The sequence below is a fragment of the Nocardia abscessus NBRC 100374 genome, assembly GCF_000308455.1.
GTDB lineage: Bacteria > Actinomycetota > Actinomycetes > Mycobacteriales > Mycobacteriaceae > Nocardia > Nocardia abscessus.
In genome coordinates this window covers 1-14590 of the sequence record NZ_BAFP01000122.1, presented here as the reverse complement: position 1 = coordinate 14590, position 14590 = coordinate 1, and the positions used below count along the sequence as shown (strand labels likewise).

14 protein-coding genes, 1 tRNA gene and 1 pseudogene are annotated in these 14590 nt (G+C 69.9%); 9 read left to right on the top strand and 7 right to left on the bottom strand.

From position 1 onward, the window contains the following. On the bottom strand, positions 1-1191 hold the full coding sequence (locus ON19_RS25045) for an aminotransferase class V-fold PLP-dependent enzyme (RefSeq protein WP_043697874.1): 1191 nt from the start codon (positions 1189-1191) through the stop codon (positions 1-3). Between the two features lie 176 nt (positions 1192-1367). Here ON19_RS25045 and egtA point away from each other — a divergent pair, with 176 nt between their 5' ends. The 5 genes from egtA to egtD all read left to right on the top strand — a co-directional run bounded on the left by egtA (position 1368) and on the right by egtD (position 6074). Beyond that, positions 1368-2714 (top strand): ergothioneine biosynthesis glutamate--cysteine ligase EgtA, encoded by a 1347-nt coding sequence (gene egtA / locus ON19_RS25040; RefSeq protein WP_051169283.1) that lies wholly within the window; start codon positions 1368-1370, stop codon positions 2712-2714. Further along, a complete protein-coding gene (locus tag ON19_RS42205) occupies positions 2711-2848 on the top strand; it encodes a hypothetical protein (RefSeq protein ID WP_157229834.1) in 138 nt (45 codons plus the stop codon). Before egtA ends, ON19_RS42205 begins: the two co-directional genes overlap by 4 nt. Further along, positions 2845-4191, top strand: a complete 1347-nt coding sequence (egtB, locus tag ON19_RS25035; protein WP_051169282.1) for an ergothioneine biosynthesis protein EgtB — start codon at positions 2845-2847, stop codon at positions 4189-4191. The genes ON19_RS42205 and egtB overlap by 4 nt, the downstream gene beginning before the upstream one ends. An 84-nt stretch (positions 4192-4275) precedes the next feature. Further along, positions 4276-5085, top strand: coding sequence for an ergothioneine biosynthesis protein EgtC (gene egtC, locus ON19_RS25030; RefSeq protein ID WP_043697806.1), 810 nt, complete (start codon positions 4276-4278; stop codon positions 5083-5085). Between the two features lie 17 nt (positions 5086-5102). Then, positions 5103-6074, top strand: a complete 972-nt coding sequence (gene egtD / locus ON19_RS25025) for an L-histidine N(alpha)-methyltransferase (RefSeq protein WP_043697804.1) — start codon at positions 5103-5105, stop codon at positions 6072-6074. A gap of 21 nt (positions 6075-6095) precedes the next feature. On the opposite strand, the gene ON19_RS25020 is transcribed toward egtD, so the two are convergent. The 6 genes from ON19_RS25020 to ON19_RS24995 form a co-directional block, all read right to left on the bottom strand. After that, a complete protein-coding gene (locus ON19_RS25020; protein WP_043697802.1) occupies positions 6096-6743 on the bottom strand; it encodes a DUF2461 domain-containing protein in 648 nt (215 codons plus the stop codon). 50 nt (positions 6744-6793) lie between these two features. Beyond that, complete coding sequence (locus ON19_RS43355) at positions 6794-7651, bottom strand: DUF4190 domain-containing protein (protein ID WP_051169281.1); 858 nt, start codon at positions 7649-7651, stop codon at positions 6794-6796. 102 nt (positions 7652-7753) lie between these two features. Beyond that, positions 7754-8014 (bottom strand): hypothetical protein, encoded by a 261-nt coding sequence (locus ON19_RS25010; protein WP_043697800.1) that lies wholly within the window; start codon positions 8012-8014, stop codon positions 7754-7756. 94 nt (positions 8015-8108) lie between these two features. Beyond that, positions 8109-9089 carry a ribose-phosphate diphosphokinase gene (locus ON19_RS25005; protein WP_043697798.1) on the bottom strand — a complete coding sequence of 327 codons (981 nt, stop codon included), beginning with the start codon at positions 9087-9089 and terminating at the stop codon, positions 8109-8111. Further along, positions 9086-10576 (bottom strand): bifunctional UDP-N-acetylglucosamine diphosphorylase/glucosamine-1-phosphate N-acetyltransferase GlmU, encoded by a 1491-nt coding sequence (gene glmU, locus ON19_RS25000; protein WP_043697796.1) that lies wholly within the window; start codon positions 10574-10576, stop codon positions 9086-9088. Before glmU ends, ON19_RS25005 begins: the two co-directional genes overlap by 4 nt. 89 nt (positions 10577-10665) lie before the next feature. Beyond that, positions 10666-10736, bottom strand: a tRNA-Gln gene (locus ON19_RS24995). Between the two features lie 347 nt (positions 10737-11083). Here ON19_RS24995 and ON19_RS24990 point away from each other — a divergent pair. From ON19_RS24990 to ON19_RS24975, 4 genes and pseudogenes are all read left to right on the top strand, one after another. Continuing rightward, a complete protein-coding gene (locus ON19_RS24990) occupies positions 11084-11698 on the top strand; it encodes a TetR/AcrR family transcriptional regulator (RefSeq protein ID WP_043697794.1) in 615 nt (204 codons plus the stop codon). Between the two features lie 182 nt (positions 11699-11880). Continuing rightward, positions 11881-12528, top strand: a complete 648-nt coding sequence (locus ON19_RS24985) for a TetR family transcriptional regulator (RefSeq protein ID WP_043697792.1) — start codon at positions 11881-11883, stop codon at positions 12526-12528. Positions 12529-12695: 167 nt separating this feature from the next. Beyond that, positions 12696-13046, top strand: a complete 351-nt coding sequence (locus ON19_RS24980; RefSeq protein WP_227954613.1) for a DUF1330 domain-containing protein — start codon at positions 12696-12698, stop codon at positions 13044-13046. A 213-nt stretch (positions 13047-13259) separates the two neighbouring features. Further along, a pseudogene (locus ON19_RS24975) lies at positions 13260-14590 on the top strand (transcription-repair coupling factor); the annotation flags it as partial.

Here is a 14590-nt window from a genome sequence, read left to right as displayed (position 1 = left end):
TCAGGCTCGCAGTGCTGCCACCGCGGCGACGAATCGGTCGAGTTCGTCGAAGCCGACGAAGCAGTGCGGCGAGGCGCGCACGACCGACCGCAGACCGCGCCCGGTCATGTCCAGCAGGGTCGAACCGGCGTGGCTGACGGTGACCGTGATGTCCTGCGCCAGCAACCGGTCGCGCACCTCGACGGAGTCGACGCCGTCGACGGTGAAGGACACGATGCCGCTGTGCCGGATGCCGAGGTCGCGCACCGTCACGCCGGGAAGCTCCGGCAGCGCCTTGCGCAGGTGTTCGGCGCGGGCCGCGATCGCCGCGTAGACCTCGTGCGGACCCAGCTCCAGCAGGTATCGCACCGCCGCGCCCAAGCCGAGGCGCCCCGCGACGTCGCACTCCCAGAACTCGAAGCGGCTGGCATCGGGCGCGAGCCGGTAGTCGTCGGGGCCGGTCCATTCCGCGCCGTGCAGGTCAAGGCGCGCGGGTTCCATCGACCGCGCCAATTCCGGCCGCAGGTACAGGAACCCGGTGCCGCGCGGGCCGCGCAGCCACTTGCGGCCGGTCGCCGACAGCGCGTCCACACCGAGTTCGGCCACGTCGATGGGCAGCTGTCCGGCCGACTGACAGGCGTCCAGCAGCACCAGCGCGCCGACCGAGTGCGCGATCCTGGTCGCCTCGGCGGCGGGGTTCACCAGCCCGCCGTTGGTCGGCGCGTGCAGCACCGAGACCAGCTTGACCCGTTCGTCCACCAGCGCGGCCAGCGCGTCGAGATCGATCTGCCCGCTGCCGTCGCTGGGGATCTTCTCCACCGTGGCGCCGGTGGCGCGGGCGCGCTGCAAGGCGGCGATGGCATTGCTGGCGTAGTCGGCCTCGGAGACCAGGATGCGGTCGCCCGCGGCGAGCGGGACCGAGTAGAAGAAGTCCGCCCAGGAGCGGGTGGCGCTGTCGCTGAGCGCGATGCTCTCCGGCGCGGCGTTGATCAGCGCGCCGATCGCGGTCTTGACCGCGGCGAGGTCGTCGAACCGCTCGTTCGCCGCGCGATAGCCGCCGATCTCCGATTCCCGCCGCAAATGGGCGACGACCGTGTCGGTGACGACCCGCGGCGGAAGCGACGATCCGGCGCTGTCGAGGAAAACGGGGCCGGGTCCGGGCCCGGATACGCACCCGGGCGTGTCGGCGCGTACGCGATCGTCATCCAGCATGCAGCCGACCTTATCCGGTGGAATGTTCGGCTTCATGTCGGTTTCTTGTCGGGATGCGTGGCTACGCTGGATGGGTCGCCGCATGCGATTTCGGCCGGGGAGTGGAATAACGCCGCGCCGAACGGCGATAACCGAACAGCAGCGGACTATGTCCCGGACGCCTACTGGAGGTTGGCATGGCGGTCACGCTCGAAAGTCCTGAGTCGGCCGGTTGTGCCACCGAGCAGGGGGAACTGTCCTCCCGAGCGGCGGCGGAGGCGTATATCGGCGGGGTGTGCTTCAAGCTCGGCCCACCCGCCTTGATCGGCGCCGAACTGGAGTGGCTCACGGTGCACGGTGAGTGTTCGGCGTCCGGTCCCGCGGCCGCTCCGCGCCCCCAGCTGTCCGCCTTGGCGGACGCGCTCGGACCGTACGCACCACGGTCCATCGCCCCCGATTCACCGGCGCTCGCTCTGCCGGGGGGCAGCCGGGTCACTCTCGAACCCGGCGGTCAGATCGAACTCTCCAGCGCTCCCTACGACGCTGCCGCGCAGCTGTGTGATCGGCTGCGCGATGATGCCCGCCTGTTGCGGGAACTCCTCGAATCCCGGTCCATCCGTCCGGTTTCCGTCGCCGCTGACGCCGACCGCCGCCCCAAACGCCTGCTCCAGCTCCCGCGCTACCGCGCGATGGAGCGAGCCTTCGGCGGCATCGGGCCGTTCGGCAAGCTGATGATGTGCAATACCGCGGCCACCCAGGTCAGCGTGGACGCGGGCGCCGACCACGCGGACGTCACCGCACGCTGGACCGCACTGTACGCCGTAGGCCCCGCGCTGGTGGCCGCCTTCGCCTGTTCCCCCGCCCTGCGTGGCGCGCCGCCCGGAACCTGGGCGTCCCAGCGCATGCGAGCCTGGCTGCGCCTGGACAACACCCGGACCCGCCCGCCGGTGCTCGACTGGGCCGACCCGGTGGCCGCGTACGGCAAGTGGGCACTGGACGTGCCGCTGCTGTGCGTGCGCCGGCCCGAAGGGGTCGCGGCACCCGGTGACGGCCACGCGGAGGGATGGTTCGCGCCGCACGGCGCGACATTCGCCGACTGGCTGTCCGGCGCTCTGGACGACGAGGTGGGCCGCCGCCCCGATATCGGCGATCTCGACTATCACCTGACCACGCTGTTCCCGCCGGTGCGCGCCTCGGGCCACCTGGAAGTCCGCTACATCGACGCCCAGCCCGGCGACGGGTGGACCGTCCCGGTGCACGTGATCGACGCGCTCATGTCCAGCCCCGCGGTGGTCGCGGAGGCGAACTCGATCGCCGCGCCGCTGGCCGGGCGCTGGGTCGACGCCGCCCGCTACGGATTGGCCGACCCGGATCTGCGGGCCGCCGCGGTCGCCCTGCTGCGGCTCGCGGCCGCGCACACCGCGACCGACGAGGCGGCCCGCGCCGTCGAATCCGCCGCCGAACGATGTCACCGTGGTCACGCCCCGACCGAGGAGGACACCGAGCACGGCCTCGACGCGCAGCCTCCGGGAGCCGCCACGTGACCAGGAATCAGCCGCGCTTCCCCGACGGCGCCCCGGTCGACCAGGCCGGCGTGCGCCGAATCGCCCGCAGCCGCACCGAGTCCGGCGGCCGCGCCGACGCCGATCATCACGAATCTCGGAGACGTTTCCCGTGACCATTTCGCATTCCGCCCCAACCGACAACTCCGGCACCGAACAGCTGCGCGACCGGATCGCCGAGGTCCTCACCCGCGCCAGGCAACGCACTCACACCCTCACCGACTGCGTCGACGAAGCCGAACTGGTGGCCCAGCATTCACAACTGATGAGCCCGCTGGTCTGGGACCTCGCGCACATCGGCAACCAGGAAGAACTCTGGCTCGTGCGCGATGTCGGCGGCCGCGACCCGGTGCGCGCCGACATCGACGAACTCTACGACGCCTTCAAACACGCCCGCGCGAACCGGCCCGCGCTGCCGTTGCTCGATCCCGCGCAAGCTCGCGGTTACGTCGGCACCGTGCGCGACAAAGTGTGGGATGTGCTCGAGCGCAGCGACTTGCGCGGCCGTCCGCTGGTCGACGGTGGTTTCGCGTTCGGCATGATCGCCCAGCACGAGCAGCAGCACGACGAGACCATGCTGGCCACCCATCAGTTGCGCACCGGCTCGGTGGTGCTCTCCGGGGCGGCCGCGCCGACGTCGGCGGCGCCGGTCACCGGGGAGGTCGTCATCCCGGCGGGCGAATTCACCATGGGCACTTCGACCGAGGCGTGGGCACTGGACAACGAGCGTCCCGCCCATCGGGTCGTGGTGCCCGGGTTCGCGATCGACGCCGCGCCGGTGACCAACGAGCAGTACCTGGCCTTCATCGATGACGGCGGCTACGAGCGCCCTGAGCTGTGGTCCGCGCGGGGTTGGGCGCATCGCACCGAGGCGGGTCTGGTCGCGCCGCAGTTCTGGGAGCGCGATCCGTCCGGACGCTGGTGGCGGCGGGTGTTCGGGGTGATGACCCCGCTGCGTCCGCACCAGCCGGTCGTGCACGTGTGCTGGTTCGAGGCCGAGGCGTACGCGAACTGGGCGGGCAAACGCCTGCCCACCGAAGCGGAATGGGAGAAGGCGGCCAGGTTCGACCCGGCCACCGGCGCGTCGCGGCGATTCCCCTGGGGCGACGCCGATCCCGATGCCGTCACCGCGAATCTCGGGCAGCGTCATTTGGAACCGGCGGAGGTCGGCGCTTATCCGGCGGGCGCGTCTCCGGCGGGTGTGCATCAGTTGATCGGTGACGTGTGGGAGTGGACAGCCTCGGGTTTCGAGGCGTACCCCGGTTTCCGCGCGTTCCCGTACCGGGAGTACTCCGAGGTGTTCTTCGGCGGGGACTACCGGGTGCTGCGCGGCGGCTCCTTCGGCACCGATCCGGTGGCCTGCCGCAGCACGTTCCGCAACTGGGACCACCCCATTCGCCGCCAGATCTTCGCGGGCTTCCGCTTGGCGCGGGACCTGCGCGCGGGAGAAGGCGAGTGAGCGACGCTCGTCCCGCCGGGCGGCGGGACCGCGGTGACGCGGCGTGCAAGCCGCACCCCGCGGAGGCGGCCTCGGCGGGTGCCGATGTGTAGACACCTGGGTTATGTCGGCCCGCCGGTGCGGGTGGGCGAGATGTTGACCCTCGGCTCCCATTCACTGCGCACCCAGGCGTGGGCCCCGCGCGATATGCGCCATGGCGGCACCATCAATGCCGACGGCTTCGGCGTCGCCTGGTGGCGCGTCGCGGAGAACGACGCGGTCACCGCCAGCCGTTACCGCAACGCCGCACCGATCTGGACCGACCCGGCGGTGGACGAGGTGCTCGGGCAGCTGGAGTCCGCCGCGGTGCTCGGCGCGGTGCGCTCGGCCACGGTCGGCATGCCGATCGAGCGGTCGGCGTGCGCGCCGTTCACCCGCGACCGCTGGGCGTTCAGCCACAACGGCGTGGTGCCGGACTGGCGCCGCACGCTGTCCGGCGTAGCCGCCGAGTTCGCGCTCATCGCGGCCGAGCTCGGCGCCGAGGATCTGTTCACCCCGGCCCGGCTGCTGGAGGCGGAGTCGGCCACCGACGCGGCGACGCTGTGGGTGCTGCTGTGCGATCTGCTGGCGACCAGCTCGCCGGACGGCGAGTGGTCGGCGGCGCCCGCGGCGCTGCGGCTGCTCGTGTCCGCGATCCTCGATCGGGCGCCGGAAGCACGACTGAATCTTCTGCTCTCCGACGGTGCGCAGCTGTGGGCGACCACCTGCCACCACTCGTTGTCGGTGCTGGTCACCGACGAGTTCGCGCTCATGTCCTCCGAACCGTTCGACGACGACCCGCGTTGGCGGTCGATCCCGGACCGCTGCCTGGTGAGCGCCCGGCCAGGTGCGCTGTCCGTCGACGCCCTCCTCTGACCCGAAAGGCCCGTGCCATGACCGCAGCCTCGCTGGACATCCACCTCACCGAAGACGACCTCGACGCGGCGCTCCGCTCGGACGCCCGGCTGGGGCTGTCCGCCGACCCGAAATGGTTGCCGCCCAAATATTTCTACGACGCCAGGGGCAGCGAACTGTTCGAACAGATCACCGAGCTGCCCGAGTACTACCCGACGCGCACCGAGCGCGCGCTGCTGGAGCGCGTGGTCGACGAGATCGCCGACGCGGCGCAAGCCGAGGTGCTGGTCGAGCTCGGCGCGGGATCGGCGGCCAAAACGCGTCTGCTGCTCACCGCGCTCAGTGCGCGCGCACCCTTGAAGAAGTACGTCCCGCAGGACGTTTCGCCCGCGGCGCTGCGAGCCGCCGCCGACGAGGTCGCCGCCGAGTTCCCCGGCCTCGCCGTGCACGGTGTGGTCAGCGACTTCACCGACACACTGGACAACTTGCCGCGCGGGGGACGCCGGATGATCGCCTTCCTCGGCGGCACCATCGGCAACCTGATCCCCGAGGAAAGGGCCGAATTCCTCGCCCGGATCCACGCCGTGCTCGAGCCGGGCGAGCACCTGCTGCTCGGCGCCGGGTTGGTCATCGACCCGGCGGTGCTCGTCCCCGCCTACGACGACGCGGCGGGCGTCACCGCCGAGTTCAACCGGAACGTCTTGCACGTGTTGAACTCTCGCTTGCACGCCGACTTCGCGCCGGAGAAGTTCCGGCACGTCGCGGTCTGGGACGCGGCGCGCGAGTGGATCGAGATGCGGCTGGAGGCGAGCGAGGACATGACCGTCACGGTGGCGGACCTCGACCTCACCGTGCGCTTCGGCCGCGGCGAACAGATCCGCACCGAGATCTCGGCGAAGTTCCGGGTCGAGAGCCTCGACGCCGAACTCGCCGCCGCGGGCTTCGCCACCGGACACGTGTGGACCGATTCCGACGACCGCTTCGCCCTGGTGCTCGCCCAGCGGCGCTGACCGCGTGCCGGTCGGCGGCGGTCACCGCGAGGGTGCGCCGCCGACCACCGCCGCGAGCCATTCGATCAGCGGCCGCATCGTCTCCCACGCGGCGCGGACCTCCTTCGCCGCCCGGGGCGTCTCCAGCCAGGCGGGCGCGCCGAAGTCCCGGCCGCACGTGATGGACTTGTGCCGCAGCAGGTCGATGCGCGGGTGGTCGGCATCGTAGCCCTTGGGTTTGGTCTTCAGCTTCTCGCCGCCGATGGTGAAACCCGCCGTGGCAAGCTTCGCGAGGATCGCCGCCAGCTCGGGTCCGCGCAAATCGTCATCGATGGTGGCGCGCAGTTGCGCGCGCTGGTCGGGGGAGCCCTGGTAGAAACCGCCGCCGACGTACAGGCCACCGGCGTTGATCTGGACGTACCAGCCCGCGCCCGGCGCGGCCCGCACCACGGCGCCCTGCGCGGTCTTGTACGGCGACTTGTCCTTGGCGAAGCGCACGTCCCGGTAGGGCCGGAAGATCTTGGCCGGCCCGAAGTCCGACTCCAGCTCGGCGACGAGCGCCTTCATGGGCGCGAGCACCGCCTCGTCGTAGATCTGCTTGTGCGCGGTCCAGAACGCCTTGGAGTTGTCGGCCTCCAGGTCCTCGTAGAAGTCCGGTCCGGCCAGCGGGAAGCCCGTGAATCCGGTCATGCTCGCGCACCCGTCGTGCCGGTGCCATCGAAAAGACGCATACCGAAAATCTACGTCGACAAGTCTCCGCCGAACACGGCGAATCCCACGATGAAGCCGATCACCATCCCGACGGCCGACGCGATCGCTGCCCATTTGCCGAGCGATTCGCCCTTGTTGTGCCCGATTATCCCCAGGATTATCCCGGCCGGGCCGAACAGGAACGGGCAGAACAGCAGCGCAGTGACCGCGCAGACGAACCCGATGATCGAGTACACCTGGCTACCCGCCTGCTTCGGCTGGGTGGCGTAGGGCTCGTACCCCTGCTGCGGGTAGGACGGATAGCCGTACTGCGGCGGCTGCTGCCCCGACGGCGGATAGCCGTACACCCCGCCCGCCGGATATCCGGGTTGACCGGTCGGCGGATACAGCTGCTCGGCGTCGGCGGAGTGCCCGGTCGGCGGATAAGGCGGTTGCCCAGCGGAGCCGAATCGCGTGTGCTCGTCCGGCGTGAACCGGTGCGTCGATTCGTCGGTGGGCTGCGGCGCGGAGCCCGGCAAGGGGGTTCCCGGCGCGGCGGGTTCGGCGCCCCAGGACTGCCTGCCACCCGGGCTGTCGGCGCCCCAAGGCTGCGGCTCGGCCGGCTGGCCGCTGGGTTCGGCGCCCCACTGGCCGCCCAGCGGTCCGGCGGGCGGCGTTCCGGTCGGCTGCCACCACTGATCCGGTGGAACCGCCTCGCTCTCCGGCGGTCGCGCGGCCGCCGGGTCGTGCTCGGTAGGTTGTGCGCTAGGTGTCTGGGCCGGAGCGGCACCGGTCAGGGGCTGGGCAGGCTCCTCACCGGAGGTGTCCCCGGTCTGCTTCGACAACGAGGGCGACTCCGACGGCCGCTGCTCGTCGTCTGTGTGCTCCGGATCCTTCGGCGTGCTCATCGCACCCTCCTCGTATCGTCCCGGTCAGCAACCTATGCCTACCACGGTGAACGCGTCGTCGTACCCGATTGCGCCAGCGTGGCGCGTCGGGGGAAGCGCGTCTCAGAGGTCCTGATCGTCGATGATCTCGATCGCGGCGACCTCGGCCGACCGGTCGTCGGCCTCCTCGTCTCCGGCGCGGCCGTCGTTCGGCGTCCACTCCTGGTCCAGCTCGTCGCCGATGCCCAGCCTGCCGTCGTCCTCGTCCTCGTGGTAGCGGATGCGCAGATCGTCGGGCGGATCCTCGATGTTGCGCTGATACTCGCGGATCTCGTCCTCTTGGTCGTCATCCCCCATTTCGGTTTCCAACGGGTCACGGTCCATACCCCCAGTATCCCCACCGATCGCCGCGCCTAACGCGGATACGAAAACGGCGGCCCGAACCGGAGTCCGAGCCGCCGTCTGCGTGGTGTGGATCTTACGCGTTTCCGTTGAAAAGTCCGGTTACCGAGCCGTTTTCGAAGACCTCGCGGATGGTGCGGGCCAGCAGCGGCGCGATGGACAGCACGGTCAGCTGCGGGAACTTCTTGTCCTCCGTCAGCGGCAGGGTGTTGGTCACCACTACCTCCTTGGCGCCGCAACTGGTGAGGCGCTCGGCGGCGGGCGGGCTCAGCACGCCGTGGGTCGCGGCGATGACCACGTCACCGGCGCCGGCCTCCTTGAGCACCTTGACCGCGCCCGCGATGGTGCCGCCGGTGTCGATCATGTCGTCGATCAGGATGCAGGTGCGGCCCTCGACCTCGCCGACCACGCGGTTGGACTTCACCTGGTTGGGCACCAGCGGGTCGCGGGTCTTGTGGATGAAGGCCAGCGGCGAGCCGCCCAGCGAGTCGGCCCACTTCTCGGCGACGCGCACGCGGCCCGAATCGGGGGAGACGACGGTGATGTGCTCGAGGCTGTAGTTGGTGCGGATGTACTCCGCCAGCTGCACCTGGGCGTGCATGTGATCGACCGGGCCGTCGAAGAAGCCCTGGATCTGGTCGGTGTGCAGGTCGACGGTGATGATCCGGTCCGCGCCCGCGGTCTTCAGCAGGTCCGCGACCAGACGGGCCGAGATGGGCTCGCGGCCGCGGTGCTTCTTGTCCTGGCGGGCGTAGGGGTAGAAGGGCAGCACCGCGGTGATCCGCTTGGCCGAGCCGCGCTTGAGCGCGTCGATCATGATGAGCTGCTCCATCAGCCACTGGTTCAGCGGCGCGGGGAAGCTCTGCAGGACGAAGGCGTCGGAGCCGCGGACCGACTCCTCGAACCGGACGAAGATCTCGCCGTTGGCGAAGTCTCGTGCGATCTGCGGCGTGACGTGGACGTCGAGTTCCTTGGCGACCTGCTCGGCCAGCTCAGGATGGGCGCGTCCCGAGAAGAGCATGAGGTTCTTCTGGTTGTCGATCCATGACGCGGTCACTGCTGATTGCCATCCTTTTGCTCTATTGCCTGACTCGACATCTCCTTGGCCGCGATGGCTTCCGCCGCCGCGCGGGCCGCGTCCGTCCCTGGACGGTGTCGCTGCACCCAGCCCTCGATGTTCTTCTGCGGACCACCGGAGACCGCGAGAGCTCCGGGCGGAACGCTTCTGCGCAGTACAGTACCCGCAGCCGTATATGCTCCGTCACCCACCGTCACCGGCGCGACGAACATGGTGTCGCTGCCGGTGCGCACGTGCGAGCCGACGACGGTGTGGTGCTTGGTCACGCCGTCGTAATTGACGAAGACGCTGGACGCACCGATGTTGCTGTGCTCGCCGATGGTGGCGTCGCCGACATAGGTGAGGTGCGGCACCTTCGAATGCGCGCCGATCGAGGCGTTCTTGGTCTCGACGAACGCGCCCAGCTTCCCCTCGTCGCCCACGACAGTGCCGGGACGTAGGTAGCTGAACGGGCCGATGGTCGCCTTCGGGCCGATGGTCGCGCCCTCGCCGTGGGTGCGGATCACCTTCGCGCCGTCACCGACGACCACATCGGTGAGCGTGCTGTCCGGGCCGACCTCGGCGTCCTCGCCGAGGATCGTGTTGCCGAGCAGTTGTACGCCGGGCCGCAGCACCGCGTCCCTTCCGATGCGCACGCCGGCGTCCACCCAGGTGGAGGCGGGATCCATGATCGTGACGCCCGCGCGCATGTGGCGCTCCAGGATGTAGCGGTTGAGCGTGCGTGCCGCCGCGGCCAGCTGCACCCGGTCGTTGACGCCGGTGACCTTGGCCGCGTCGACCAGCCGTGCGCCGTGCACCGGGTGACCGGCTTCGCGGGCCAGGCGCAGCACGTCGGTCAAGTACAGCTCGTGCTGGGCGTTGGCGGTGGACAGCCTGCTGATCATGGTGCGCAGCACCGCGGCGTCGAACGCGTACACACCGGAGTTCACCTCGGTGATCGCGGTCTGCTCCGGGGTGGCGTCGGCGTGCTCGACGATCTCGGCCAGCTGGCCCTCCGCGTCGCGCACGATGCGGCCGTAGCCGTTCGGGTCCTCCGGCACGAAAGTCAGCACGGTGACGGCGGGGCGTTCGGCGTAGCTGCGGTGCTCGTCGAGCAGCGCGGCCAGGGTGTGCCCGTCCAGCAGCGGCACGTCGGCGGAGGTTACCAGCACGTCGCCGGTGAATCCGACCGGCAGGGCGTCCAGCGCGCACTGCACCGCGTGCCCGGTGCCGAGCTGCTCCTCCTGGATCGCCGGGGTGATCTCCCGGCCCAGGTCATCGGCGACCGCGGTCACGGCCGCGCCGACTTGCTCACGGTCGTGCCCCACCACGGTGATGAGGTATGCGGGGTCGATCTCGTTCGCCGCATGCAGCGCGTGCGCGAGCATGCTCCGACCGGCCAGCGAATGCAGCACCTTGGGGGTCTTCGACCGCATTCGCGTCCCGGCACCGGCTGCGAGAACGACGACGGCGGTCTGCTGTGGCATGGATCTCCCTCGGCTGCCTGTCCTCGTGCGGGGCGTCGTCGTGCTTGGTCAGCGATGTGCGGGCCAACGATAGTCATCGTGCTCTCGAGCTCCGCCGCCAGGACTCGAACCTGAACTCTCTGAACCAAAATCAGATGTGCTGCCATTACACCACGGCGGATTGCCACACCGGCGGTTGGCGAACCCCCGCCGCTGTGCCACGGCACGAGATGAATCCTCGCATACTCGGCCGCCTCCCCGCGAATTGTTGGGCGGAGGGTCGAGCGGTCGCGTCGCCGAGCTGTCTGGAACAGTGGTATGCGAACGTCGGCGTCCTGCGTCGGAGCCCCGATGCGACGCCGTCTCGCACGCACACGGGTAACTCGCCGGGCACCCCCACGGCTGTGCCGGGCAGGCGACCGGCGGGCCGGAGGGTGAACCGCCGATGTACTCGGGTCGGCGAGAACGCGGAGAGGCGGAGGAGTGTCAGTGTCTTCGGGTGAGTCACATCGAGTGTCCCGGCCGCGCATGACCGGCACCCAGCGGCGTCAGCAGCTGATCGAGATCGGGCGCGCGCTGTTCGCCGAACGCGGCTACGACGCGACCTCCATCGAGGAGATCGCGCAGCGCGCCCAGGTCTCCAAACCCGTGGTGTACGAACACTTCGGCGGCAAGGAGGGGCTGTACGCGGTCGTCGTCGACCGCGAGATGTCGATGCTGCTGGACATGATCACCTCCTCGCTCACCCAGAACCGATCGCGGATCCGGCTGGAACAGGTCGCGCTGGCGCTGCTGACCTACATCGAAGAACGAACCGACGGGTTTCGAATTCTCGTGCGCGATCAGCCCGCTGCCGCCGCCGAGGGCCGGTACTCCAGTTTGCTCAACGAGGCGACCAATCAGGTGGCGCACATCCTGGCCGGAGATTTCGAGCGCAGGGGATTCGACACCAGCCTGTCCACCCTCTACGCCCAAGCGCTCGTCGGCCAGGTCGCCACGGCCGCGACCTGGTGGCTGGACGAGCGCAAACCGTCGAAAGAGGTTGTGGCGGCACACTTGGTGAACCTGTGCTGGAACGGGCTGAGCCATCTCGAAGCCGAGCCGCAACTGAGCTCGGAGTGGCGCGCAGGCGCCGGTGAGTGACCCGGATTGTTAACTAGCAAATTGCGCGGCAGGTCCGGCCGAATGCGCGAATTGGCTGCCGGGCGCGCGCCTGGTGGTACGGTTCACCCATCCTTTGGGTGCTGTTCGGGCGGTAAGTCGGTCAACTTCGAGATGTCGGTCTACTTCAGGATGGCTGGTTTTTGGGATGACAGGCGGATCTGATGGCTAGGCAAGCGCGCGCGGAGATCACCCGCGATTCCGTCCTGGCGGGCGCTGCCGATGTCTTTCTGCGCTTGGGATATGCGAATGCGAGCCTGAGCGAGATCATCGCGCAGTCCAATGTGACCAAGGGCGCCTTGTACTTTCACTTCGGCTCGAAGGAAGAACTGGCGCGCGCCGTGGTCGACCAGGGCAACGAGCGACTGACCAGCTCGTGTCAGGGCTTCTTCGATCCCCGGGTGCCCGCGCTGGAAGCGTGCATCGGCATCACCTACGTCGTCGCCGATCTATCGATGAACGACCCGATGGTCGGCGCCATGCTGAAGCTGACCCATCAGATCGGCGACTATCGCGGCGCCCAAGGCGACAACATCGCCAAGAACTGGGGCGACACCTACCGCCTGCTCGCCGAGCGAGCCATCGCCCAGGGCGACCTGATCGCCGATCTGGACGCGGAGGTCATCGGCCTGCTGTGGCAGGAGATGGCCGCGGGCGTGCACATCATCGCCGTCGGCACCGAATCCATCGACGAGATGGCGGTCCGGATGGAGCGCGCCTGGTACTTCCTGCTCCCGGCCCTCGTCCCGGCGGAAAAGCTCTCGTACTTCCGGGAATTCGCGGCCCGGCGGCTGCGACGCTACGTGCCGTAATTTTTTGCCGCGCCTTCGCGCCGCGAACGGCGCATGCTCGGTCTCGCTTCGCTCGAAACCTGGGGTTGGGGTGCGGGAGCGCGTTGGTTCCCGAACTCAGGATCTAGTGCGCGCGGCTCGGGCTGGCGTAGTTGGGTCGACCGGTATTCGCTGATCGCGTGTGCGTCGTGATCGCGACGCTAGTGTGGTCCGGGTTCGATTCGCTCGTCCGATCGGAGTTGCGCATGCCCGCTTACGTCATCGTCGAAGCCGAAGTGTCGGACGAGGAAGTCGGATCGGCGTACTGGCGGCTGGCGGAGCCATCGATCCGGCAGTACGGCGGGCGTTACCTCGTCGCTACCGTGCCCGAGGTTATCGAGGGGGCCTGGCCCGCGGCCCGGCGCGCGGTGGTGCTGGAGTTCCCCGATCTGGACCGGGTCCGAACCTGGTACGACTCGCCGGAGTACTCGAAGGCGCGGGAGGTGCGTAAGTCCGGGGTCGAGGTGCGGATGGTGTTCGCGGACGGCCTCCTGGGCTAGACCCTCCACAGTGCTCTTGATCAGCCAGTCGGAGCCGGAGCGCATCCAGGTGGTCGCCGCGTTCGAGACGGAGTCGCCCGACGGTGGTCGCCGCGGCGCACACCGAAAGCGGCCGCGAACACGCGTCGCCGCAGGCGCTGCAAAAACGGGACACCCGCTTCACTAGACTCGGTTGGCCGCTCGAACCGTCTCGCCTGCGCTCAGGAGTTGTCGATGTCCACCCACCGCCCGCCGTTGGCGGGACTGGCCGCCGCGGCCGGTGCCGATACCTCGCTACGGACCGTCGCGGAGCTGATCGGCACCTCATCGGTCGAGTTGGTCGCGCCGTCGGCGGTGCGCCCGTTCGTCGCGGCGCGGGTGGCGGCCGCGCGGCCGCTGGTGGTGGTGACGGCGACGGGGCGGGAGGCCGACGATCTGACCGTCGAGCTGGAGGAGATGCTGGGCCCCACGGTCGCGCAGTTCCCCTCCTGGGAGACGCTGCCGCACGAGCGGCTCTCACCGGGCGCGGACACGGTGGGGCGCAGGCTGGAGGTACTGCGCCGGATCGCGCACCCCGCCGACCCGCATTTCCCCGCGCCGCTGCGCGTGGTGGTCACCACCGTCCGGTCGCTGATGCAGCCGATGGCGGACGGGCTCGGCGACATCGAACCGATCGTGCTGCGGGTCGGCGCCGAGCTGGACTTCGACGAATTGCTCACGCGGCTGGTGGAATTCGCCTACACCCGGGTCGACATGGTGGGCAAGCGCGGCGAATTCGCGGTGCGCGGCGGGATCCTGGATTTGTTCCCGCCCACCGCCGACCATCCGGTGCGGGTGGAGTTCTGGGGCGACGAGGTCACCGAGCTGCGGCCGTTCGCCGTCGCCGACCAGCGCTCCCTGGCCGACGTGACGGTGGACCTGGTGGTCGCGCCGCCGTGCCGGGAACTGCTGCTCACCCGGGAGGTGCGCGATCGGGCGGCCGAGGTCGCCGCCGCCAACGCGGCCGACGCGGCGCTGGTGGAGATGCTGGAGAAACTGGCACAGGGTATCCCGGTCGAGGGCATGGAGGCGCTGTTGCCGGTGCTGCGGCCCGGCCAACTGCGCCTGCTCACCGAGGTGCTGCCGGAGGGCACCCACGTGCTGCTGTGCGATCCGGAGAAGATCCGCACCCGCGCCGCCGACCTGGTGCGCACCGGCGAGGAATTCCTGGAGGCCTCCTGGACCGCGGCGTCGTTCGGCGGCGCCGCGCCGCTCGGCGGGCACGGACTCGACCTGGCCGCCTCCGCCTACCGCCCGCTGCCGGAGGTCCATGCCAGCGCCGATCGGCAGGGTCTGCCCTGGTGGACGCTGAGCCCGCTCGCCTCCGGCGCTGCGTCCGAGGTCGCGCTGCCGGTGCTGCCCGGCCCGGCCGCGCGCGGCTCCGACGAATTGGTGGCGACCCTGTTCGCCTCGCTGCGCGCCCACGTCACGACCGGCGGCAGGGCTGTCGTGGTCGTCGCAGGTCACGGCACGGCGCAGCGCATCCTGGAACGGCTGGCGGACGCGGACGTCCCCGCCGCGGCGCT